Genomic DNA, 20,513 nt, shown 5'->3' with positions numbered 1-20,513 from the left:
TGCACCACGCGCCATGGCCGGCCTTGCGGGAGTGTCATGGAGTGGCATTGCCGCCTCGGCCGAGATCCTTAAGGAACTGCCGTTGGTCGTCCAGGAATCCGTCCGCGAAGAGCGAACGGGGGGAGAAGAGCGCGGTGAGCGTGGTCTTGAGGTCCGACTGCTCGATGGACCGTTTGAGCAGTGAATGGGCCGCGTCCGGGTATCGCTTGACCGTCAATGCACCGCCTCCGTCCAGCGCCTTGCGGTAGCCGCGCTCGGTGTCGGCGGTGTCCACGTTGATGTCGTGGCCTGCGAGGGTCAGTAATACGGGTACGCCGCGCAGAGCGCGGAGATCCTGCGTGGCGTCCGCAGTGTAGTTCTTGGAGATGAAACCCCAGCGATCGGCGGTCATGCCGTCCGTGTCCCCGCCCATCGCCCTGACGTACTCCTCGAAGGTCGCGTCGCGTTCCAGCAGCCGCCGGGTCGTCTCGCTCCTGGTGATTTCGGCCTTGGTGCGGGTCGCCGACGCGCCGTCGGCGCGCAGCTCGGCGAGAAGGTTGTAGCGGCCCTGCTGGAGCCAGTTGATCGCGGGTGAGACGGCGATGACGAAGCTCACGGGCGTCTTGGCGGCGATCTTCGGCACGACCCAGCCCGCCTGACTGGCGCCCCAGAGCCCGATCCGGTCGCCATCGATGTCCGGGCGGGCGCGTGCCCAGGCGATGGCCGCGGCTGCCTCGTCGGCCCGGTCGTCCATGGACTGGTCCAGCCAGTCGCCGGGTGCGCCCGCGACGCCGGGCTTGTCCCAGGAGAGGGAGGCGTATCCGGCCTTGGCGTTCGCTTCCCACATGGGCTTGTAGCCGTCGTCGTGGGTGGCGCCGATGGGGCCGTCGCCGTGGACGTACACGACCAGGCCATGGCGCTCGCGGCCGTTCTTGGGGGTGGCCAGTACTCCGTTGAGGGTGTGGCCGCCGTGGCGTATCGAGACCCGCCGCACGTCCATGTCGTAGGAGTTCTGCCTCAGCACCACACCGGTGAGGCCGGCGGCCACGACCAGGGCGGTGGCGAGTGACCACACGGCGGCGCGGAGCCCGCGCCTTCGGGGCTGGATCTTCGGGCACATCAGAGCTGACCGCCTCTGTTCGGGGTTATGCGGCACCGAAACTATCACCGCAAGCACGGACGTGGAAGAAGTGATAGTTTTCGTGTGAGGCTGGACGAAGAAGTGGGGACACGGACATGGGACTGGACGCGACGGGTGCCGGCACTGGGCCCGTGACGGTACGGCGGGGCGTTCCAGCGGGAGCCGAGCAGCGGGCGGCGGAGCTGTACTGGGACGCCTTCGGCCGCAAACTCGGCCCCGCCCTGAACCCGCCGGACAAGGCGGTGCCCTTCCTCACCGCCCACCTGAACGCCGACCGCGCGGTCTGCGCGCTCCTCGACGGGCAGCTCGTCGGCCTCGCCGGCTACCAGCTCGGCGGCCGGGCTCTCACCGGCGGCTCGGCCGCCGCCGTACTGCGCGCGTACGGACACCTGCGGGGGCTGCACCGACTCCTACCCCTCGCCCTGTTCGAACGCAAGCCGACCCCCGGGCAGCTCGTCATGGACGGGATTGCCGTGGACCCAGGCATACGCGGCTGCGGCGTCGGGAGCCTGCTCATCGAGGAAGTGGCCGCCGTCGCGGTGGAGCAGGACTGCCGGGAGGTCAGACTGGACGTGATCGACACCAACCCGCGCGCCAGAGCCCTGTACGAGCGGCGCGGTTTCACGGCCGTACGGACCCAGCACACGCCGTACCTGCGCGGGCTGATGGGCTTCGGTGCGGTGACCACCATGCACCGCCCCGTCGGAACGAGAGGAACGACAAGGCCGTGAGCGCCGAGACGGACCACATCGAGGTCCCCACCCGCATGCTCGTCCACGCGCTGATCCGCGAGGACGGCACCGTCGGCGCGGACGAGCTGTACACCGTTGCCAACACCCTCGGCATGAGCGACCAGCAGGTACGGCTGTGCATCAAACGCCTCGTGGCCGAAGGCCGGTTCACCCATGAGGGCCGAGGCCGCAAGGCGAAACTGCACGCCACCGAAGACACCACGCGTACCCTCGCCCCGAACGCCGACTTCCTCCGGCACGCGTTTCAGCAGGACGCCGGGCTCGCGCCCTGGGACGGTGTCTGGCACCTGGCCGCCTTCGCCGTGCCCGAATCGGCCCGCACGGCCCGGGACTCCCTGCGCGAGACGCTCGTCCACCTCGGGGGCGCCCCGCTCCAGGGCGGACTGTACGTCTGCGCCAACGCCTGGGAACCGTACGTCGAAGAAACGGCCCACCGCCTCGGCGCCCATGGCGCGCTCACCCTCCTCACCACGACGGACCTGCGAAGGGGCGCCACCCAGGAGCCCGCCGAACTCGCCCGCCAGCTGTGGCCCCTGCAGGAGATCGCCGAGCGCTACCACCGCCTCAGCCGCCTCGCCCAGCCCCGCCTCGCCCGGCTCACCGGCTCCGACCGGCTCTCCCCCTCCGCACTCCTCACCATCGCGGTCGAACTAGCCGCCGAACTCACTCGCGCCATGGAACCCGACCCACTCCTGCCGCCTCAACTCCTGCCCCAGCCATGGCCCGCCACCCAGGCCCGGGAGCTCATCGCCCGGTGCTGGACCGCCCTGCATCACCGAGAACACGGCGAAGCCCGCCCGGCCCTCTTCCGCCTCTACGCCGACATCACCCGAGAAGTAGCAGACCGTGCCGGGCACTGAAAAAGGGTGAGGCCGGATCTCTTCCAGGACGGGGATCATCTGCGGTGGGTCTCCCCACTGGCCGGGCGTGATGACGAACCCGAGCGGGCGGCACCCGCCTTCCCCGGCGAGGTGGATCTTGCTTGTGAGCCCGCCTCGCGAGCGTCCCAGTGCCTCATCGGGACGGTGACGCGCCGGACTCTTGCGCAGACCTGGGATCTTCGGTGCGCGGGTGGAGGCGCCAGCTGCGTGCTGATGAGCGCGGCAGGTCGTGGAATCGACGCTGACCATGCTCCAGTCGATCCGGCCCTCGGCGTCGGCCTGGACGGCCCGCAGGAATCTCTCCCACGTGCCGTCCGCCGACCACCTGCGATGACGGTCGTGGGCCGTCTTCCAACTACCGAAGCAGGGAGGCAGGTCCCGCCAGGGGAGACCGGTCCGCTGCCGGAACAAATCCCGTTGATCACCCGCCGGTGGCACTGCCAGCGACCACCCCGCCCGCGATTCACCGGCAAGTGCGGCTCCAGCCGAGCCCACTCCTCATCCGAAAGATCTCCCCTCCCATGCCCCACGGAACGAGTTCCCAGCAGGGGCGTCACACGACCCATCGGACAGCCCTTAGACGGGGCATCGTCGCCTGTGCCTGCGCGGGCAGCCCGAGCCCGCGGGCCTGGCGGATCCGCCCGAACAGCTCGCGCTCCACCGGGCGCTACTCGGTGCGCAGCGCCGTGGCCGTACGTGCCCCGGCGGCCCAGCCCGCCGGGATCAGCGCGCCCAGCATCGCGATCACGACGCCGCCGAGCCCCAGCAGAAGCAGCCGGGATGGCCCGTACACATCGAGGACAAGCGACGGCAGGCTGGTGCCCACGGCACGCCCCATCATCGGCATGACGACGTGGTGCAGCGCGTACCCCGCGGGCACGCCGAGCAGCCCACCGAACACGCCGATCACGGCCACCGAGGCGAGCACGAGGCTCAGGGTCTGCCGCGGCGACATGCCGATCGCCTTGCAGACACCCAGGTCGTGGATGCGTTCCCGGGTGTCGAGGACCACGGAGTTGAGCACGCCGAGACCGGCCACGATGACCAGCATGAGGGTGAGCAGCACCGCCATCGCGGCCATGATGAGGATGACGCCGTCCTGCCCGGACTCGGAGCCAGTCGTGGCGTCGCCTCCCAGCGGCTGTACAACCGCGGCGACCTTCTGGGCGTACTCGTCGGCGGAGACGCCGGGCTTCGTCTCGACGAGGAAGGTGCTGGGCTCGGCCAACTTGAAGTCGGCCATGTCCGCGTGGATCTCCAACTGGCTGCCCGACGTGTCGAAGGACTCGCCCACGATCCGCAGGTTCGCGGTCTCCTTCTCGGAGGCCACCCGCACCGTGTCACCGAGCTTGGTGCTGGTCCTTTCCAGGAAGCGCGAGGGCACCACGACCTGTCCCTTGCCGGTGATCCAGTGCCCGGAGAGCAGCTCGTAGCTGCCGACGCGCGAATCGCCCTCGTAGAGGCTGACCTGGACCGATCCTGAGACCCCGGCCACGGCGACCTCGGTCTGGGCCTTGCCGTAGTACGACTCCGTGCCCGGCTGCGACGTGATGGCGGACCGCACCGTAGCCGGGTCGGCGGCCTTGGGCTTCTTGGACGTGCTCGCATCGCTGTTCTCCACGGGAGGCGGATCTCCCGCGTCGCCCCCCACAGGAGGCGGCGGCGAGGGAGCGACTTCGATCGCCTTGGTCGTCGTGACCGTGACCGCGGCACGGTTCTCGGGGTCCTGCGAGGTGCCGATCGCGTTCAGGGATGAGGTCAGCCCCACCGCGAACGTCGTCGCGACGGTGCCGAACGCCACCGCGAGCAGCATCGCGAGGGTACGTACCGGATGTGTGAAGGGGGTGGCGAGACCGTAGGTCACCGGCCGCGGCAGCGGCAGCATCCCCATCGCCCGGTGCGCCCACTGGCCGCGCCCCGTGCGCGGCGCCCGGCCGACCGCAATGGCCTCGACCGTGCGCAGCCTACTGGCCCGCAGCGCGGGAATCAGCGCCGCGAGCCCCACGACGACCAGGGCGGCGGCCGGCACGACGACGTCCACCCACCAGGCCACCGAGAGCGAGACGCCGCCGTACACCGACTCGGTGTCGGACAGCAGCGGCACTGCCAGGAGGTTGCCCAGGACTACACCCAGGGCGATGCCGGCGACGGCCGGGATCAGCGCCTGGGCCACGTAGGCGCGTACGACCTCGCGCGGAGTGAAGCCGATGGCCTTGAGGATGCCGATCCTGCGCAGGCTGGTGCCGACCGCGCCACTGATCACGCTGCTGACAATGATCACCGACATTACGATGCCGAGCGCGCCGAAAGCCATCACGAACGGGACGGTCGCCGCCGCACCCTGATCAGCGGCGCGCTTGGTGTCCAGCCAGGACTGGGTCCCAAGGAGCGCTCCGGACCCCACGGAGGCGGCGAGCTTCCCTCGGCCGGCGAGGATCTGCTGCTTCGTGCTCGCGGAGTCGAAGCGGTAGAGCATCTGACTCGAGACCGGGTTGCCCGTCGATCCCAGCGCGTCGACCTGCGCGGGGTCCGCCCAGGCGTCGGCGGTCTTGCTGGCCGACACGGCGAAGCCGACGATCGAGAGGGTCGGGGCGTCCTTGGCGTTCGACGCCTTCATGGGGGTGCCGATCCCGATGGCGGGTCCCTCGAACGACGCGTCGAGCACGATCTCGCCGGGCTTCTGCGCCCACCGGCCCGACTTGAGATCCACCCGGTCCACCGCGCCGCCAGGACCGGACCGCCCTACCAGGGTCAGCGTCGGCAGACGGAAGCCCGACCGGTCCACCGGGCGGACCGCCGTGGACGGGTACGGTCCCGCGCTCGCGGCGACGCCGGGCAGCTTCCCGGTCCTCGCCAGCTGCGCCGCACTCGCCTTGGCCGGATCGAACTGCGCGGTGATGTGCGAGCCCTGCTGCTTCTTGAAGGCCTTGTCGAAGGGCGCGGCCGCGGCGACCATCAGCGACCCGGCGACCACGGCCGAGGCCACGGCCATCATCGTGGCCACGGCGATCACCACGGTCTGCATCCGCCGCCGACCGACGCCGGAACGTACGACCCGGCCCAGCGCGCCGGTACCGAACAGGCTCATCGGACGGCCTGCGAGTACGTGTCGAAGGCGAGGTGACCGTCGACCAGGTGGATCGTGCGGCTCGCGCACGCCTCCGCCAGCGTCAGGTCATGCGTCACCAACACGATGGTCTGTCCGGCGCGGTGCAGATCCATCAGCAGATTGCGGACGTCGTGGCCCGATGCGGTGTCCAGCGCACCGGTGGGCTCGTCGGCGAGCAGCAGCGCGGGCCGGTTGACCAACGCCCGGGCGACCGCGACCCGCTGGCGTTCACCTCCGGACAGCCGACCCGGGTAGGCGCGGGCATGCTTCTGGATGCCCAGCATCTCCATGAGCTCACCCGCGCGGGCCGCGGCCTTGCGCCGACTGGTCCCGGTCAGCTGGGCCGGGAGCTGAATGTTGTCGGTAACGGCGAGGTCGTCGAGAAGATTGAAGAACTGGAAGACCATGCCGATGCGCTCGCGACGGAACTTGGCGAGGGCATGCTCGCTCAACTGGTCGATCCGTCGGCCGGCCACGATCACAGCGCCATCGGTCGGCTTGTCCAGGCCGGCGACAAGGTTCAGCAGCGTGGACTTGCCGCTGCCGGAAGGGCCCGTCACGGCGAGGGCCTCACCCTTGGCGACGCTGAGCGTGAGCGGTCCGAGCGCCGGCGCGCCGGCGCTGTCGTAGCGCTTCGCCACACCCTCCAGTTCGATCACTTGATGCATACGAGTTGTCCGTCCTTGCGGTCCTGAGAGGCACATGCCGTTGCCGGTCCTGCGAACCTAGAGGTGCCGCGTATGGGGCGCGTCGGCCGCGGAACCAACAGCAGGTCCTCCCCGCGGAGGATTCGGCCGCGGCGTCATCCCTGAGAAGTAGACCTCCGGGGCAATGCCCTGGCCGGACAGGCGGACGCAGGCCGGGCGCAGAGCGCAGCACAATGCACGGATGGAGACGGAAGACCGCCGTAGCTGGCCTCAGCAACTCATCGACGCGCTACGCCCGGAGGCGAAGGCCGCTCCGCTGTCCCGGCGAGCGGTGCACGCCGATGTGGTGCTGGCGTTCGTACTGACCGTCATTGCCCTGTTCGTGGCGGTGCGCTATCCCGGCGACGGGCCGGTGAACATCAACCCCCCTACGGTGGACGTCGGAACCGGGGTCCCGGCCCCGCCCTCGCCGCCCGACCCTGGTCAGGTGCCCGTGGAGGAAGAACCCTCCTCCGTGCCCTGGGCCTTGATCGTCCTGTCGACGCTGCCGCTGGCAGCCCGGCGCCGGTATCCGCTGACCTTGTTCGTGGTGGTGCTGGGCGCAGCACTGGCCATCGGCAGCTCCGCCTCCTGGATCACCGTCCTGGCCTGCGTCATCGGCGCCTACAGCGCCGTCGTATACAGCCGTTACCGGACAGTGGCGATTGCCGTCCTGGTGATCGCCGCCGCGCTGTCCGGTTTCGCCTTCCGCAACGCGGAACCCGTGCTCCCGGGATGGTCCAGCCCGGGATTCGTGCTCCTGGTGGCAGGGATGCTGGCCAGCCTCGTCCGCTTTCTGCAACTGCGGCTGGCGTCCAGCCGGGACCGGGTGACAGAACTGCAGGCCGCTCAGGAGGAGGCCACGCGCCGCGCCGTCGAGGAAGAGCGTGCCCGCATTGCCGCCGAACTGCACGATGTTGTGACCCACAATGTGAGCGTGATGGTGATCCAGGCCGGCGCGGCCCGCAAAGTGATGGACATGGCGCCCGAGCAGTCGAAGGAGGCACTGCTGGCCGTCGAGGCGGGCGGTCGGGCCGCCATGGCCGAGCTCCGCCACGTGATGGGCCTGCTGGCCGCCCCGGACCACGAGAAGCCCGACGGCCTGGAGCCCCAGCCGGGGCTCGCACAGCTCGACGCGCTCGTCGCACGAGTACGCGCCGCCGGCACGCCCGTGAGCGTCGGGGTGTCGCTGCCGCCGGATCCGCTGCCACCGGGGGTGGACCTCGCGGCGTATCGCGTCGTACAGGAGGCGCTGACCAACACGATCAAACATGCGCGCGGCGCGCAGGCGTCCGTCGCCATCGACTACACCGACGCCTGTCTGGAGATCGAAATCACGGACACCGGTGGCGCCAAGGACTCCCCGCCGGTGCAGAGCAACGGCCGTGGCCACATGGGGCTACGCGAGCGGTTGGCCGTCTACAAGGGCGAGCTGACGACCGGACCGACGCCGACCGGCGGCTACCGGGTGACGGCCCGCATCCCGCGGAGCGCGGCATGACCGCGGACCGGCCACCTCTGCGCGCCGTCATCGCCGACGATCAAGCCCTCGTACGCACCGGTTTCAAGATGATCTTGGCCGCGGACGGCATCGAAGTGGCGGCCGAGGCCGCCGACGGGGCCGAGGCTGTCGCAGCGGTTCGCCGTACGCGGCCCGACGTCGTCCTCATGGACATCCGGATGCCGGAGATGGACGGCATCGAGGCCACCAGGCGCATCATCGGCGACGCCGGCCCGGCCAAAACGCGGGTCATCATCCTCACCACATACGACCTCGACCACTACGTCTACGCCGCGCTCACGGCCGGCGCCAGCGGCTTCCTGCTCAAGGACGTCACCCCCGAACATCTGGTCTCCGCCTTGCGCCTGGTGCAGACCGGCGATGCTCTCCTCGCGCCCACGATCACTCGTCGGCTGATCGAGCGCTTCGCCCGTCACGACGAGCCGCAGACCATCGCCCCGCACCGCGATCTGTCCGGCCTGACCCCGCGCGAGCTCGAGGTGCTCTGCCTGCTCGCGACGGGCCTCAGTAATGCCGAACTCGCCTCCCGGCTGTTCCTCAGCCCGACTACGGTCAAGAGCCACGTCGGCCGCATCCTGTCGAAGCTGGACCTGCGCGACCGCGTCCAGGCCGTCGTCTTCGCCTACGAGACGGGGCTGATCGCCCCGGGCGGGGGCGCCTAGCTTTGTGATCTATCCAGTGGGTTCGTCGGCGGACCGTCGTCGGTAGTGACAGCGCCCTGGGCCAGCCACACCCTGGCACCACGTCAGATACCCACATGCCCGACAACGTGACAATGCCCTCGGCGGTCATCCCCCGATCACCTCCGGCTCGTGCACCTCGTGGTCGGCGGTGTTCTGCGGGTCGTTGAGGTCGTCGTCCGGATCGTCGTCGGTGTTGGGGCCGTGGACGGTGCAGATGATGTCCTCGCTGTCGTCCAGGTCGCCGTCCAGCGCCCGGAACAGGCAGGTGACGCTGTAGGCGGGCGCCCAGGCGTAGCCGGGGCATTCGTCGTCGTGCGGGCAGGGCACCATCACGTCGAATCCGATGTCGCCCTCGCCGTCGACGTTGGTGCGCAGGGCGAGGGTGAGGTGCTGCTGGCCGAGGCGGATCTCGCCGACCCGGTCGCCGCCGGCAACGTCGGAGCCGGGCTTCCACCGCCACAGCGGCAGGATCTCCGGGCCGAAGACGCGGCGTACGAGCAGCAGGTCGCCCAGGCCCATGCGAGTGTGCGCGTGCTGCCGACGCAGACGACGCCATAAACCCCACCGTGTTGGAACCGGCAGTGTCGCGAACCGATCCGATGGCTGTCACTTCCCGGTCGCGCCGGGCTCCCCGCGAATGGATTCCTGGTAGGCATCCGCGTAGGTGGGAGAGTCCTTGATCAAACCGTCGCAGAACGCGGCGACGTCGGTACCGATGAGTTCCACAACTCCCTTGCCTGCGGCGACGCCCTCCTCGAAGAAGTCGACGATTCCAGTGAGGAGGGACCCGTCGGACAGGCTGACCGGTCCGACCTTGAACAGGTACTTCTGCATCTCCTTGTAAACGATTTGGTAGTCCGGCGGGAGGGCCTTGACCCGGGCCACGTGCGCCCGCCACTGTTTCTTGCCTTCGATGATGTCCTTGATGCTCACGTCAGCCTCCCAGCCGGCTAAGTTTCCTCGCGACGCTCCTGTTCAACTGCTCGCGCCACCGGTCGCGATAAGTCCGGGCCCCTTCTCCGCCGGCAAGCGCGGTGCAGAAGCCTTGGACGTCGTCGCCGAGCACCTCATGGACGCTCTGCCCGTCCGCCGCTGCTACTTCGAGCAGCCCCAGAGCGGCGTCGAGGATCGGAATGAGGTTGCGGCCGGTGAAATCCCCGTAGGGGAAGAGGTGGGCGATGATCTGGCCCCACGCCGCCCGGTAGTCGTCCGGCAGGGCCTCGGCCCGGACTTCGAACGCCTTCCATTCCCTGGTGAGATCGCTGCCTGTGACCTTCTCCCAGAAGTTCATCCCCCGCCCTCCTTGAGGCTGTCGATGCGTGATGAGAGGTACTGCCATTTCGTCCAGAACTTCGCGAGTTCCTTGCGTCCGGCGTCGTTGAGCGCATAGAACTTGCGCGGCGGACCGACCCCGGAGGGTCGTTTCGTCACCTGAACGAGCCCGTTCCTCTCCAGCCGCAGCAAGATGGTGTACACGGTCCCCTCGATGACGTCGGTGAAGCCGAGCTCGTTCAGCTGGCGGGTGATGGCGTACCCGTAGGTTTCCTCCCTGTCGATGATTTCGAGCACGCACCCTTCGAGCGTGCCCTTCAACATCTCCGTCAGGTCGTCCATCGCGGGTGCCCTTCAGCCACTGTGGGTACTACGTGCTACCGAGTACCGCTATACGGTATCACCGAGTAGTGGAACGGCAAGGTCTCCGGTGGACGCAACCACGGAACCGATCGCTGGGCGAGGGACCTGGTTCCGTCGAACGCTGACGCCCGGTCATCGGTTGAGCTGAGGGGCGGGCCGTCTCAACTCAACAAGCTGAACTTGACAGAGAAGTCGTCGCTCACCCAGCCGCACAGCGAATCGAGGGAGAGGACCTGCGAGGCCGGCCACGTGCGGGCCAGGGTGGACTTGCCCGCGCCGGAGGCGCCGATCAGCACGATCAGCGCGCTCTGCGGTAACTGCGGATGGGTCAGCGAGGTCATACGGAATCTCCTTGCGGGTGAAGGGCGCGGGCGGCCCAGAGCAGGCGCTGCCCGGCGTCGTCGGTGAGCAGGGCGGCGGCCTCATGCAGGGGGCAGGAGGCGTCGCCGTCGCGGTCGGGCTCGAGCTGCTCCGCCCGGCGGGCGGCGGCGCCGACCAGCTGCGCGAGCACGGGTAAGAAGCCGCCGGGCACGTCGGTGTCCTCGTGGAGCTCGCGCAGGATCGCGGCGAGCTCGACGCCGTTCATGTCGTCGGCAGTCAGGTCGTCCTGGATCTGCTGCAAGGCGAGCTGGGCGATGCCGAGCAAGGCACGCACGCGGTCCAGACGGGTGCGGGAACGGCCGGTCACCTGGTGGTCGCCTTGGTCGTGGCGATCAGGGCGGCGACCGTCTCCCAGCCGTGGTGCCAGGCGGAGTCCGGGTGGAAGGCGCCGTTCATGCCGAAGTCGGCGAGCTTGTAGAAGTTGGTCTTACCGGTCTTGGTGGCGATCTTCTCCAGCAGGCCCTTGCCCGGCACCCGACGGTCCGCGGCGTAGTGGGTGCTGAACGACACCGCGAGCGCGGCCGCGGCGGCTCCCGGGTGGACCCTGATGCCGAGCACGCGGGCGCCGGCCCCGGCCACGAGCGCCTGCGTGGCCGTGTAGGTCAGGCAGTGGAGCAGGCACGCCTTGCGGCCATCAGCCGTGCCGTGGGTGGTCTCCTGCCCGGTGACCGGGTCCTGGTAGGTGACCGGATGGTCGTCGGAGGCGCCCTTCACGCGGGCACAGAAATCCGACTGGACCCAAATTGTCGCTGCTTTCTTGGCGTGTCTCACATTCCTCAACTCCCGTTGATCGGACGTGGGGTTAGCAGTTGATGAGGGTCGTGTCGCGGACGTACCGTCCCGCCGCGTGTTGGTGCACTTCTTCTCTGCCGAGGGCTGGCAGTCCTGTGGGCTCGATGGCGAGCCGTTGATCCCTGAGCGGATGCCGGTGCTGTTCGACGACGACTTCCTGTTCGAGGACGAGGGCGGCCCCAGGGCGACGCGGGCGGTGAATGCCTGGCTTCGTACGCTGCCGTCGAGCGGGGCGCCGTCGCCGACTTCGTGGCGGGCGTACGCGCTGGCGGCCCGGGACTGGCTGATGCATCTGCGGCGGCACCGTGTATCGGTGTTCGGTACGCGGCAGGAGCTGGTGGCCGCGCTCGGTACGTACCCGGACCGTCGACTGTCGGGGCCGTTGGACGAGCGGCTGGAGTTCTCGTCGTGGGAGTTGCAGGTCACGGCGTTGAGCCGCTTCTACGACTGGGCCGAGGGGGAGGGCCTGGCCGCTGCCCGCCGAGCCGATCGAGGTGCCGATCCCGTGGGTGGTCCCGGAGCTGGCGGCCAAGGGGCGGAAGTTCCGCACGACGTGGATCGACTACGCCTCGCTGGCGGCGGTGCACGCCTACATCGCCCTGGACAGGGAGATGTCGCAAGGGTCGTGGCGGCCGGAGAGGCCGCTGGTGGTGGAGGAGGCGGACTTCACGGCGGCCGGGTCAACGGCTGGCGCACACGCTGGGCGGCGCTTCGGCCGGAGGAACGGCTGCGGCTGGTCGGCCCGGAGGGAGGCTCGCTGCTGCTGGCGCTGAGCTACGACGGGCGGCCGTTCGTGGACTGGGGGACGCCGTTTCGTCGCACGGCCCGCCGCATCCGTGAGCGCTTCGAGCCGCGGTTTCCCGACGTCGCGCCGCACCGATGCCGGCACACCTTCGCCATGGCCACCCTGGAGAAGCTAGCGGAGGGCCACTACCGGCAGGCCGCCCAGCTCGCCGCGGCGACCGGAGATGCCTCCGGGTTGGCGCTCTACCTGCTGAAAGCCGATCCGCTGCTGATCCTGCGGGACCCGCTGGGGCACTCCAGCGTGGTCACCACGGAGGTTTACCTCAAGCGCCTGGATGTGCACCGGATCTACCGCGCGGCCTGGGAAAGGACCCGCGCGGTCATCGATGCGGCCGCGTTCGCCGAGGCCGACGCCGAGTTCGCCGAGGAGGTCTGATGCCGGCCGAAGCCCTGCGCGATCCGCTCGCGCTGAAGCTGTCCCTGCCTGGCGGGACGTCGACAGTGATCGTCATCGGTGACCTGCCCAACCCGAAGCTGGCGGCAGATCTGACCGAGGGCCTTGCCGCCTCGATCCATCCCCACGGGCCGCTCGCCAAGCTGACCACGGTGAAGAGCTTCAGCTACACCCTGCGCCGGATGGTCCGGGAACTCGCCGAGGACGGCTTCACCGGTTCTGCGGCCGAGCTGACCAGAGCCGTGCTCGGGGCGTTCTGGTTGCGCTCGCACTACCTGATCGAATACCGCACCCGCACGATCCTGCGCGCCTTGGACACCCGGCATCAGGTGCTGCCGGAACCGGTGCGGCAGATGGTGTTCGGCAAGAACTACACGCGCCCCACCCTCAACGGACCGCTTCCGCCCTACGCGCCGGCCGAATGGGACCGGCTGATCGACCTCTGTAAGCGGGAGGTGCGCCGCCTGGGGGAGGCACAGCGGGCGATGGTCGCACTGGCCGAGAGCGGGCAGGATCCGGCAGTCGGTGGCTGGAGCGAGGTGAACGGGGCCTGGCTGATACTGCGGATGGTGCCGGTGACGCGGACGGAGGTCGCCGCTCGCCTGGGCTTGACACCGAGGACGTTCACCGGGCGGCACCGGGGCATCGAGCGAGCCAGGGCGGCGCTGTTCCCGTCCCACAAGGACGCGATTCCCTTCATGCTGCTGCTGGCGGCCTGGACCGGCATCGTCCCGGACGGGCTGACCGGGCTGGAGGTGTCCGGGATCCGTTGGACCGGGAGGCAGGCGACGCTGCTGTCCTACACCAAGGGCCGCACGGCGGACGAGAGCTTGGTGTTGTCGCCACGGGCGTCGCGGCTGCTGGAGCAGTGGCTGCAGCACAGCGCCCTGCTGCGCAGGCATGCCCCGGCCGAGCTGGCCGAGCACGTGTGGCTGGTGACGCGGCAAGGCAGGCTGGCCCGCGCGGCCTTCGAGGAGTACATGATGCGCGGGTGGGTCAAGGCCCGTGATCTACGCGGTGATGACGGCGGTCTGTTGCGCATCGACCGCCGGCGCCTGCGGACGACGTTCATCGCGCAGCGGGGTCAGCGGCAGTGGTCCTTGCGGACGACGGTCGATCCGAACCACTCGCCTCAGGTCGAGGGTGATCACTACATGTCGGCCTCGACCCCGGCGCAGAAGGCGGTGGTCGAGGAGATCGCCCGGGACGCGCAGGGCGATCTACTGCGGCGCGCGAGTGCCCCGCTGGTCGTCGACGAGGCGGCCAGCGCCGTCGGGCTGCCTGAGGAAGTACGCCGCCTGGGCCTGGCCGAGGGCGCCTTGACTGAGTTGCTGTCGGGTGAGCGGGACGTGTTCAGCGGGGCCTGCGCCGACCACTTCGCCGGCCTGCACGGACCGAAGGGGCAGCCGTCTCCGGCCCGGCCATGGGTCTGCCTGCTCTGCCCGCTGGCGCTGTTCGCCCCGCGTCACCTGCCGAATCTGCTGCGGCTGAAAGCCTTCTTCGCGCGGCAGTTCCGCCAGATGCCGCGCGAGCACTTCGCCGCTGTCTGATCGGGCGTGAGATCCATGGCGGCAGCCTCTCAGAAGTGCCTCGCACAACACGCCGGTTTCGGAAGGACTTTTGCGAACGGTGACCTGCGGAGACGTGATCACTCCGGGCCTCTCGCAGATCTCTCACAGATGTTCATTTGTGAGAATGCCGAGAAGTCGAACGTGCAACCGATCGACGCGCCTTGCCCGGCGCCACGTCGTGGCGAGGACCGAACTGTGTGCTCAGGCGGGCTGACGGAGTGCGCTGACCAGTGCGCGCGGGTCGTCGGCATGGAAGCGGATGGTGTGGGCCTCTTCCGTTGCGCCGAGCGGGCGGGTGAAGGGGAGTGGCCGGTTCAGCTCCAGGGTCACCGAGGTCTGGCTGCCCACGATCAGGTCGAGGACCCCGTCCTCGGAGAGGGCGATCAGACCGCCCTCGGGATAGCGCCGGTCGACCCGGACCGAGGCGACCGCGTCCGGCGGTACGGCGAGGTCGAAGAGGGCTCCGTAGCGGATCCGCAGAGAACCGTCGGGGCGCACGACGTGCGGTCGGGTGACGCAGGCGGCGTGCAGTGCCAGTACGAGGACGACGCCGTACAGGTCGAGTACCAGGATCACCCGGTGGACCACCGGCCAAGGGATGAGGAAGGCCAGGCCCACCGTCTCGATCACCATCACGAAGAGCAGCCCGTACATCATCGCGGTCTGGGGCCCGGTGTACGCGGCAGCGAGGTCCCCGGGGCGCACCCCGTGCGTACCGCGCCGGATCCACCGCCCCAGGGAGGCGAGGGCGCGCAGTTCGTGGAGGACCAGGCGGCGGACCGTCACCGGCACCGCCTCCCGTACGGCGGCTCGCCGCGCTGCCCGGCGATCCGCGCCGAGGGCGCGCGCGGCGACGTACAGAGAGCGCAGCACCCAGGCTTCCAGCAGCAGCACTGCGAGCACCAGCGCCTCGGCGCCCGCCAGGGCCCACCCGGGCGGCCGGACCCCGGCCACCAGGCAGGCCGCCAGTGCCAGTTCCCCCGGCAGTACGGCGGCTACCGCGACCCGCGCCGCCCGTACGCCCCTTGCCCGGCCGCTCATCCCCGGCCCCTTTCCACGAAAGCCTCCATGAGCCGGCCCACGACTTCCGCCTGCGCTGGGGTGTACTCGGCGAGCAGCGCCTCCTTCAACCCGGTCACGACCACCCCGTCCTCGGGGATCGCGGCGAACAGCTCCTCGGGGACGGCTGCCATCAGGTCAGCTGCCAGGGGTGCGATCCTCGGATCGTCGGTGGTGGCATCGGCGAGCGCGTCAAGGCGCTCATACAGTTCGACAACCGCGAGATCGGCGACCAGCGTCCCGAGCAGCGCGAAAATCTTTTGGTTACCGGTGCCGGTGGCGTCCAGCAGCGTGAGGTACTCGTGGTCCTTGGCCGCGCTCGGCGAGTCTGTTCGGGGGGCCTGTGCCAGCAGTGCGGCGAGGGCGGGTGAGACGGGCCCGGTCGCGCCGGGCGGCTCGGCGAGCAGGGCGCCGAGCCGGCAGCGGCGCTCCCTGATGTCGGCTTCCTGACGGGCCAGGTCGGCGTCGAGTTCTTCCAATATCTCTCTCAGTTCGCGCCCCGCATCGTCGGCGAGGGCGTCGCGCACTTCATCGAGGCTGAGGCCGAGTTCGGTGAGCCGGCGCACCCGGGCGAGCAGGACGGCGTCGCGGACGCTGTAGGCCCGGTAGCCGTTGGGGCGCCGCTCCGGCTCCGGAAGCAGCCCGACATGGTGGTAGTGCCGGATCGCCCGGGTGGTGAGCCCCACGAGCGCGGCGATCTCTCCGATTCGCATGCCGCCAGTACAAACCCTGCCGTTGCGTCAAGGTCAAGCGGCGAAAGCATCGTCGGGCGCAAAACGGTTCAAGCGCGTCTACACACCGGCGTGGTTCGGCCTCGCCAGCGCACGTATCTGGCCAGCCTCCCTCCCGCTACCCCTCGTCGTCCTCGTCGAGTTCCACTGTGTCCGGGTTGCGAAGCGGGCGTAGGGCGCCACCAGCCGGGGTGGAGGCGGTGAAGCTGTAACGGCCCAGGACGTTGAGGTTGCGGTGCTTGAGCGGGGACAGGCGGGCGATGTCCTCGTCCCGGATCTCGTGGCCCTCGGCACGGAGCTGGGCGACGGCGGCGTCGATGTACCGGGTGGTCCAGAGCACCATCGCGTTGAGGACCAGGCCCAGTGAGCCGAGCTGGTCCTCCATCCCGTCCCGGTACGCCTGGTGAATGGTGCCGCGCTTGCCGTGGCACACGTCGCGGGCCAGCTTGTGCCGGGACTCCTGCACGGTGAGCTGGCGGTTCATCTGGCGCCGGTAGGTGTCGTCGACCGGGTCGACGACGCGGAGCAGGTGCTCGGTCTTGGCGATCCGGCCGTACTCGGCGAATGCCTGCCCCAGCGGGGTCGGGTGGCCTTCGCGTCCGAACATCCGCAGTAGGTCGTAGGCGGGAACCTGGTTGGTGACCAGGGAACCGGCGACCCGGAGCATGTCCGGCCAGTGAGTGATCACCTTGTTCAGGTTGACCCGGTTGCGGGCCAGCGGCTCCAGCGGCCCGTACGTGCCGGTCTCTACGCCGGGAAAGGACGCGCGCCAGAACCGTTGGTCGTCCAGGTCTTTGAACCGGGGGCTGAAGTTGCAGCCCAGGACGCGGAAGATGCCGAACACGATGTCGCTGTACGAGGCGTTGTCGGTGGCGACCATCTCCGGCTTCACCCCGCCGTCGAGGTTCAGCAGGGCGTCCAGGATGTGCAGGGAGTCGCGCGGCGTGCCCGGCACCACCATCTGCCCGATGCCCACGACCTGGTCGTTGACGGCGTTGAGCCAGGTGATGCCGCGCTTGAACCCGAAGTACTTCGGCGACGGGGCAGCGTTGATGGTGCGGACGGGAACGACGAACCGCAATCCGTCGACCGAGGCCAGCAGCCCGTCTCCCCAGTACCGCACGATCGGCATCTGGCCCTGCGCCTCGATCAGTGCGGCGTTCGCCGCGGCGATGGTGTCTGCCCGCAGGTAGAACTGGTCGACGTGCACCAGCCGGGAACGGTGAAGCGCCTCATGCGCGGGGTTGATGACCGGGGTCAGGCCGATGTTGCACGCCTCCGAGACCAGGAGGGCCACCAGTGAGGTGGTCAGGTCCTTCATGGGGGTTGTGCCGTCGCCCAGATGTACGAAGGCGTCCAGGAACCCGGTCCAGCCGTGCACCTCGAACAACAGCTCCGGCAGGTCGATCTTCGGGAGCATCTTCTCCACCCGCCTCCGCAGCCACGTCAGGGACTTTGGCTCGCCCAGCGCGCCGAGCTTGGACACGTTCAGCTTCGCCCGGCCGCCCGGCGGGACCTCGACGGTGACCTTCGTGTCCTGCCCAGCCGTCTCCAGCCGCTCCGCCATCTGCTTCCACGCCGCATCCAGCGCCGTTACCAGCGCGGCCAGGTGCTCCTCGACCGGCATATCCAGGCTCAGACCCGCCAGAACGTCCTCCCGAACGGCCTCCCACTCCGTGCCGTCCAGCAGCCGGGCGCGCGGGTCGGACCAGTGGTGCGAGGGAGAAGCGAACACGTCCCGCCGCTGAAGCGCGCGGTGCAGCTGCTCCAGCACGCACACCACGTATGCGTCCCGGTCCACGGCCCCCGGCGGCAGCTCGGCGTTGGCATACACCGCCTTGCGCCACGCGGCCGGCACCAACTTGTCATCGACCTCGCGCGGCAGCAGTGGCTTGTCCTTCACCCGCCGCCGCGCCAGAGCGGGCAGCCGCTTCACCCCGGCCAGCACCCGCTTCCCGCCGGTCGCCGCGTCCAGCGCCTTCGACTCGCCCAGCAGCGACAGGAACGGCCCCACCGTGTTGTACCGGGTGGCCAGCGCCGCCCGCATCGCGACGGCCGCCGAGTCCTCGTCCTCCGGCACCAGCGAGACCACCAGCACGGCCGCACTCATCACCGCGGCCCGGGGCGCGACCTCCTCCACCGCCCGCCACAGTGCCGCCGCATCCAGATCCGTGCCGTGCGCCTCGACCAGCTCCAGCTCCTCGAACAGCACCTTCGCCGCCCGCGCCAGGGTCCGCGACGCCTTCTCCAGCTGCGGCAGCGTCGGGAGCCGCTCCTTGTCCGTCGCCCGCTTCGCCGTGCTGATCAGCCTCGTCGCCATCAGCACCGAGAACAGGTCCAGGGCCTCATCGATCGCTTTGGCCTCAAGGTGGCGCATCACCGCGGTGAGCATCGCCGTGCGCTTGGGCTCTGCGGCCCGCTCCAGGCTCGCAGCCTTCGACCCCAGCCCGTAACGGACCAGCGCCGCGAGCCGGTTCGGCGGGATCTGCGACAGCTTCAACCGCCCCAGCTGGAACGCACCGATCTCGTCGACCCGCTCCAGCGACCGCGCGAACGCCGTGCCCGTCGTACACGTCGGCGGCCGGCGCAGCCGCTCCAACTCCGAGTACCGGCCGCCCTCCGGCGTCGCCAGCGTGGCCACCAGATCCGCCGGCAGCGCAGGGCCCGCGCGGTGAGCCGCCCTGGCCACGGTGGCGTGCAGCCGCTTCTCCGCGATCGTGCGAACCTCCGACACCTGCCGGGCCAGCACCGAGACACCCGGCAGCAGCACCCGGTTCCGCCGCAGCCAACCCACCGCCCGGTTGAACAGCGCGACCGGCCCCTCCGCATGGGTCCACGCCCGGCCGTGCAGGAACGTCCGGAACTTCCGCCCCCACACCGCATCTTCGTACGGGTGGTAGCCGTAGGCGTCCCGGATCTCCCACGCGTGCTCGTACGCCGTCTTCAGCCGCTCGGTGTATCGCTTCACGCACGACGGGTCCTGAATGCCGAGCTGTACGGCCAGGTGCTCGACCACCGGTCACGGCACCACGAGAGGGTCCTCCAGAAACAGCCCCACGTAGCGGACCGTGCACATCTGGAGAGCGAAGCCCAGCTGATGATGCTTCGTACGCCGCAGCGCGATCAGATTCCGGTCGACATCGTCCAGGAAGAAGAACCGCTCCAACTCGGGTCTCGTCGGCTCCTCGGCGAACTTCCCGTACGCCTCGGCCTGATCATCAGTCAAGAACTCCACCGGCATGACGCGGACCGTAGCCAGGCCCCACCCGTGATCGACGATCTTTCGGCGAACCCCAGTTCTGGGGATGATCGCTGTGCTAGCCGATCATGATCGTTCTCAGCGCCAACGGCTGTACCGATGTTCCCCAAGGCCGGAGGTCAAGGGCAGCAAGGGCGGACGACGCCCCGCCCTCACAGGCGAGACGATCGCCGACGTACGCACCGCCTACCTGGAGGGCCAGTCCATAGCTGCCCTAGGCAGTGTCTTTCCGATCATCCGATCGTTGGACTGGTCGTGAGGGACGAGGAGATAACCGACGCTGCCTGGGCGGTGCTCGAGCCGTTGTTGCCGCCCGTGGGCCGGGCCCGTGGACGGTGGCGGGATCATCGCCAGGTCCTGGAGGGCATCGTGTTCAAGTTCCGCACCGGGGTGCCCTGGAGGGATCTGCCGGAGCGGTTTGGACCCTGGCAGACCGTGCACGGTCGCTTCGCCCGCTGGGCCGCCGACGGAACCTTCGACCGGCTCCTGGCCGCAGCCCGGCAGCGGGCAGAGGTGGACTGGCTGGTCGCGCTGGACTCCACGATCGTCAGGGCCCATCAGCACACGGCGGCCAAAGGGGGCTCGATGAGCGTGGGCTCGGACGCTCCCGCGGCGGACTGACCAGCAAGATCCACCTGGCTTGCGACGGGCGGGGCCGGCCGCTGTCCTTCACGGTCACGGCCGGCACGCGAAACGACTGCACCCAGGCCGAGACGGTCATCGACAAGATCCGTGTCACGCAGTCCGGACCGGGACGGCCCCGCGTCCGGCCCGAGCGGGTCGTGGCCGACAAGGGCTACTCGGCCCGCTCCTTCCGCGCCTACCTGCGCAGACGCGGCATCAAAGCGACCATTCCTGAGCGCATCGACCAGCTCGCGGGCCGACGCCGGCGCCGCGAGCGCCCCTGCGGCTTCGACAGGGCCGTCTACCGCCGCCGCAACGTCGTCGAACGCTGCTTCCACCGCCTCAAGCAATGGCGCGGCATCGCCACCCGCTACGACAAACAGCCCGGCCGCTACCTTGCCGCCATCACTCTGGCCAGCACACTCATCTGGCTCGACACGTGATCGACAAGACGCTACCTAGTACTGCAACAGTGTTTGCCGTGACTGTTGGCCAGGTCGGTCGTTGGTG

16 protein-coding genes and 5 pseudogenes are annotated in these 20,513 nt (G+C 69.5%); 7 read left to right on the top strand and 14 right to left on the bottom strand.

Annotated features, from left to right (window positions below; translation table 11 throughout):
- Nucleotides 1–34 precede the first annotated feature (34 nt).
- Entirely contained in the window at nucleotides 35–1,099 is a 1,065-nt protein-coding gene (locus tag ACIF8T_RS24965; protein WP_400038301.1) for an alpha/beta hydrolase family protein, read from the bottom strand.
- A gap of 116 nt (nucleotides 1,100–1,215) precedes the next feature.
- On the opposite strand from ACIF8T_RS24965, the gene ACIF8T_RS24960 reads away from it, so the two are divergent.
- The gene (locus ACIF8T_RS24960; RefSeq protein ID WP_400038300.1) at nucleotides 1,216–1,851 is read left to right on the top strand and encodes a GNAT family N-acetyltransferase; all 636 of its coding nucleotides are present in this window, start codon (nucleotides 1,216–1,218) and stop codon (nucleotides 1,849–1,851) included.
- A gap of 35 nt (nucleotides 1,852–1,886) precedes the next feature.
- The gene (locus tag ACIF8T_RS24955) at nucleotides 1,887–2,732 is read left to right on the top strand and encodes a PaaX family transcriptional regulator C-terminal domain-containing protein (protein WP_400038420.1); all 846 of its coding nucleotides are present in this window, start codon (nucleotides 1,887–1,889) and stop codon (nucleotides 2,730–2,732) included.
- 12 nt (nucleotides 2,733–2,744) lie between these two features.
- Here ACIF8T_RS24955 and ACIF8T_RS24950 read toward each other — a convergent pair.
- From ACIF8T_RS24950 to ACIF8T_RS24940, 3 genes and pseudogenes are all read right to left on the bottom strand, one after another.
- Nucleotides 2,745–3,319: pseudogene (locus tag ACIF8T_RS24950) on the bottom strand (IS5 family transposase); the annotation flags it as partial.
- Between the two features lie 101 nt (nucleotides 3,320–3,420).
- A complete protein-coding gene (locus tag ACIF8T_RS24945; protein ID WP_400038299.1) occupies nucleotides 3,421–5,841 on the bottom strand; it encodes an ABC transporter permease in 2,421 nt (806 codons plus the stop codon).
- Nucleotides 5,838–6,530, bottom strand: coding sequence for an ABC transporter ATP-binding protein (locus ACIF8T_RS24940; protein ID WP_400038298.1), 693 nt, complete (start codon nucleotides 6,528–6,530; stop codon nucleotides 5,838–5,840). The genes ACIF8T_RS24945 and ACIF8T_RS24940 overlap by 4 nt, the downstream gene beginning before the upstream one ends.
- A gap of 220 nt (nucleotides 6,531–6,750) precedes the next feature.
- On the opposite strand from ACIF8T_RS24940, the gene ACIF8T_RS24935 reads away from it, so the two are divergent.
- The gene (locus ACIF8T_RS24935; RefSeq protein ID WP_400038297.1) at nucleotides 6,751–8,049 is read left to right on the top strand and encodes a sensor histidine kinase; all 1,299 of its coding nucleotides are present in this window, start codon (nucleotides 6,751–6,753) and stop codon (nucleotides 8,047–8,049) included.
- Nucleotides 8,046–8,732 (top strand): response regulator, encoded by a 687-nt coding sequence (locus tag ACIF8T_RS24930; RefSeq protein WP_400038296.1) that lies wholly within the window; start codon nucleotides 8,046–8,048, stop codon nucleotides 8,730–8,732. The genes ACIF8T_RS24935 and ACIF8T_RS24930 overlap by 4 nt, the downstream gene beginning before the upstream one ends.
- 126 nt (nucleotides 8,733–8,858) lie before the next feature.
- Here ACIF8T_RS24930 and ACIF8T_RS24925 read toward each other — a convergent pair.
- The 7 genes and pseudogenes from ACIF8T_RS24925 to ACIF8T_RS24895 all read right to left on the bottom strand — a co-directional run.
- Nucleotides 8,859–9,269, bottom strand: a pseudogene (locus tag ACIF8T_RS24925) (ATP/GTP-binding protein); the annotation flags it as partial.
- 90 nt (nucleotides 9,270–9,359) lie between these two features.
- On the bottom strand, nucleotides 9,360–9,686 hold the full coding sequence (locus ACIF8T_RS24920) for a DUF1048 domain-containing protein (protein WP_400038295.1): 327 nt from the start codon (nucleotides 9,684–9,686) through the stop codon (nucleotides 9,360–9,362).
- Between the two features lies 1 nt (nucleotide 9,687).
- Nucleotides 9,688–10,044, bottom strand: a complete 357-nt coding sequence (locus ACIF8T_RS24915) for a DUF1048 domain-containing protein (protein ID WP_400038294.1) — start codon at nucleotides 10,042–10,044, stop codon at nucleotides 9,688–9,690.
- The gene (locus ACIF8T_RS24910; protein WP_400038293.1) at nucleotides 10,041–10,367 is read right to left on the bottom strand and encodes a PadR family transcriptional regulator; all 327 of its coding nucleotides are present in this window, start codon (nucleotides 10,365–10,367) and stop codon (nucleotides 10,041–10,043) included. The genes ACIF8T_RS24915 and ACIF8T_RS24910 overlap by 4 nt, the downstream gene beginning before the upstream one ends.
- Before the next feature lie 212 nt (nucleotides 10,368–10,579).
- Nucleotides 10,580–10,729, bottom strand: a pseudogene (locus ACIF8T_RS24905) (ATP/GTP-binding protein); the annotation flags it as partial.
- The gene (locus ACIF8T_RS24900) at nucleotides 10,726–11,076 is read right to left on the bottom strand and encodes a hypothetical protein (protein ID WP_400038292.1); all 351 of its coding nucleotides are present in this window, start codon (nucleotides 11,074–11,076) and stop codon (nucleotides 10,726–10,728) included. The gene ACIF8T_RS24900 and the pseudogene ACIF8T_RS24905, both read right to left, overlap by 4 nt.
- Complete coding sequence (locus tag ACIF8T_RS24895) at nucleotides 11,073–11,483, bottom strand: hypothetical protein (protein ID WP_400038291.1); 411 nt, start codon at nucleotides 11,481–11,483, stop codon at nucleotides 11,073–11,075. The genes ACIF8T_RS24900 and ACIF8T_RS24895 overlap by 4 nt, the downstream gene beginning before the upstream one ends.
- A gap of 133 nt (nucleotides 11,484–11,616) precedes the next feature.
- Between ACIF8T_RS24895 and ACIF8T_RS24890 the strand changes: the two genes are divergently transcribed.
- Nucleotides 11,617–12,741: a hypothetical protein gene (locus ACIF8T_RS24890; protein WP_400038290.1), complete on the top strand. Its 1,125-nt coding sequence runs from the start codon at nucleotides 11,617–11,619 to the stop codon at nucleotides 12,739–12,741.
- Entirely contained in the window at nucleotides 12,741–14,309 is a 1,569-nt protein-coding gene (locus ACIF8T_RS24885; protein ID WP_400038289.1) for a hypothetical protein, read from the top strand. The genes ACIF8T_RS24890 and ACIF8T_RS24885 overlap by 1 nt, the downstream gene beginning before the upstream one ends.
- Before the next feature lie 222 nt (nucleotides 14,310–14,531).
- Here ACIF8T_RS24885 and ACIF8T_RS24880 read toward each other — a convergent pair whose 3' ends face one another.
- The 3 genes and pseudogenes from ACIF8T_RS24880 to ACIF8T_RS24870 form a co-directional block, all read right to left on the bottom strand.
- Nucleotides 14,532–15,371, bottom strand: a complete 840-nt coding sequence (locus tag ACIF8T_RS24880) for a hypothetical protein (protein ID WP_400038288.1) — start codon at nucleotides 15,369–15,371, stop codon at nucleotides 14,532–14,534.
- Nucleotides 15,368–16,102, bottom strand: coding sequence for a MerR family transcriptional regulator (locus tag ACIF8T_RS24875; protein ID WP_400038287.1), 735 nt, complete (start codon nucleotides 16,100–16,102; stop codon nucleotides 15,368–15,370). Before ACIF8T_RS24875 ends, ACIF8T_RS24880 begins: the two co-directional genes overlap by 4 nt.
- A gap of 136 nt (nucleotides 16,103–16,238) precedes the next feature.
- A pseudogene (locus tag ACIF8T_RS24870) lies at nucleotides 16,239–19,361 on the bottom strand (Tn3 family transposase).
- 267 nt (nucleotides 19,362–19,628) lie between these two features.
- Here ACIF8T_RS24870 and ACIF8T_RS24865 point away from each other — a divergent pair.
- Nucleotides 19,629–20,446: pseudogene (locus ACIF8T_RS24865) on the top strand (IS5 family transposase).
- Nucleotides 20,447–20,513 lie beyond the last annotated feature (67 nt).

Origin of the sequence: Streptomyces sp. NPDC085946 (assembly GCF_044540485.1) — a bacterium.
GTDB lineage: Bacteria > Actinomycetota > Actinomycetes > Streptomycetales > Streptomycetaceae > Streptomyces.
Note: the sequence above shows the minus strand (reverse complement) of the source record. Positions and strands in the feature narration are given on the sequence as shown.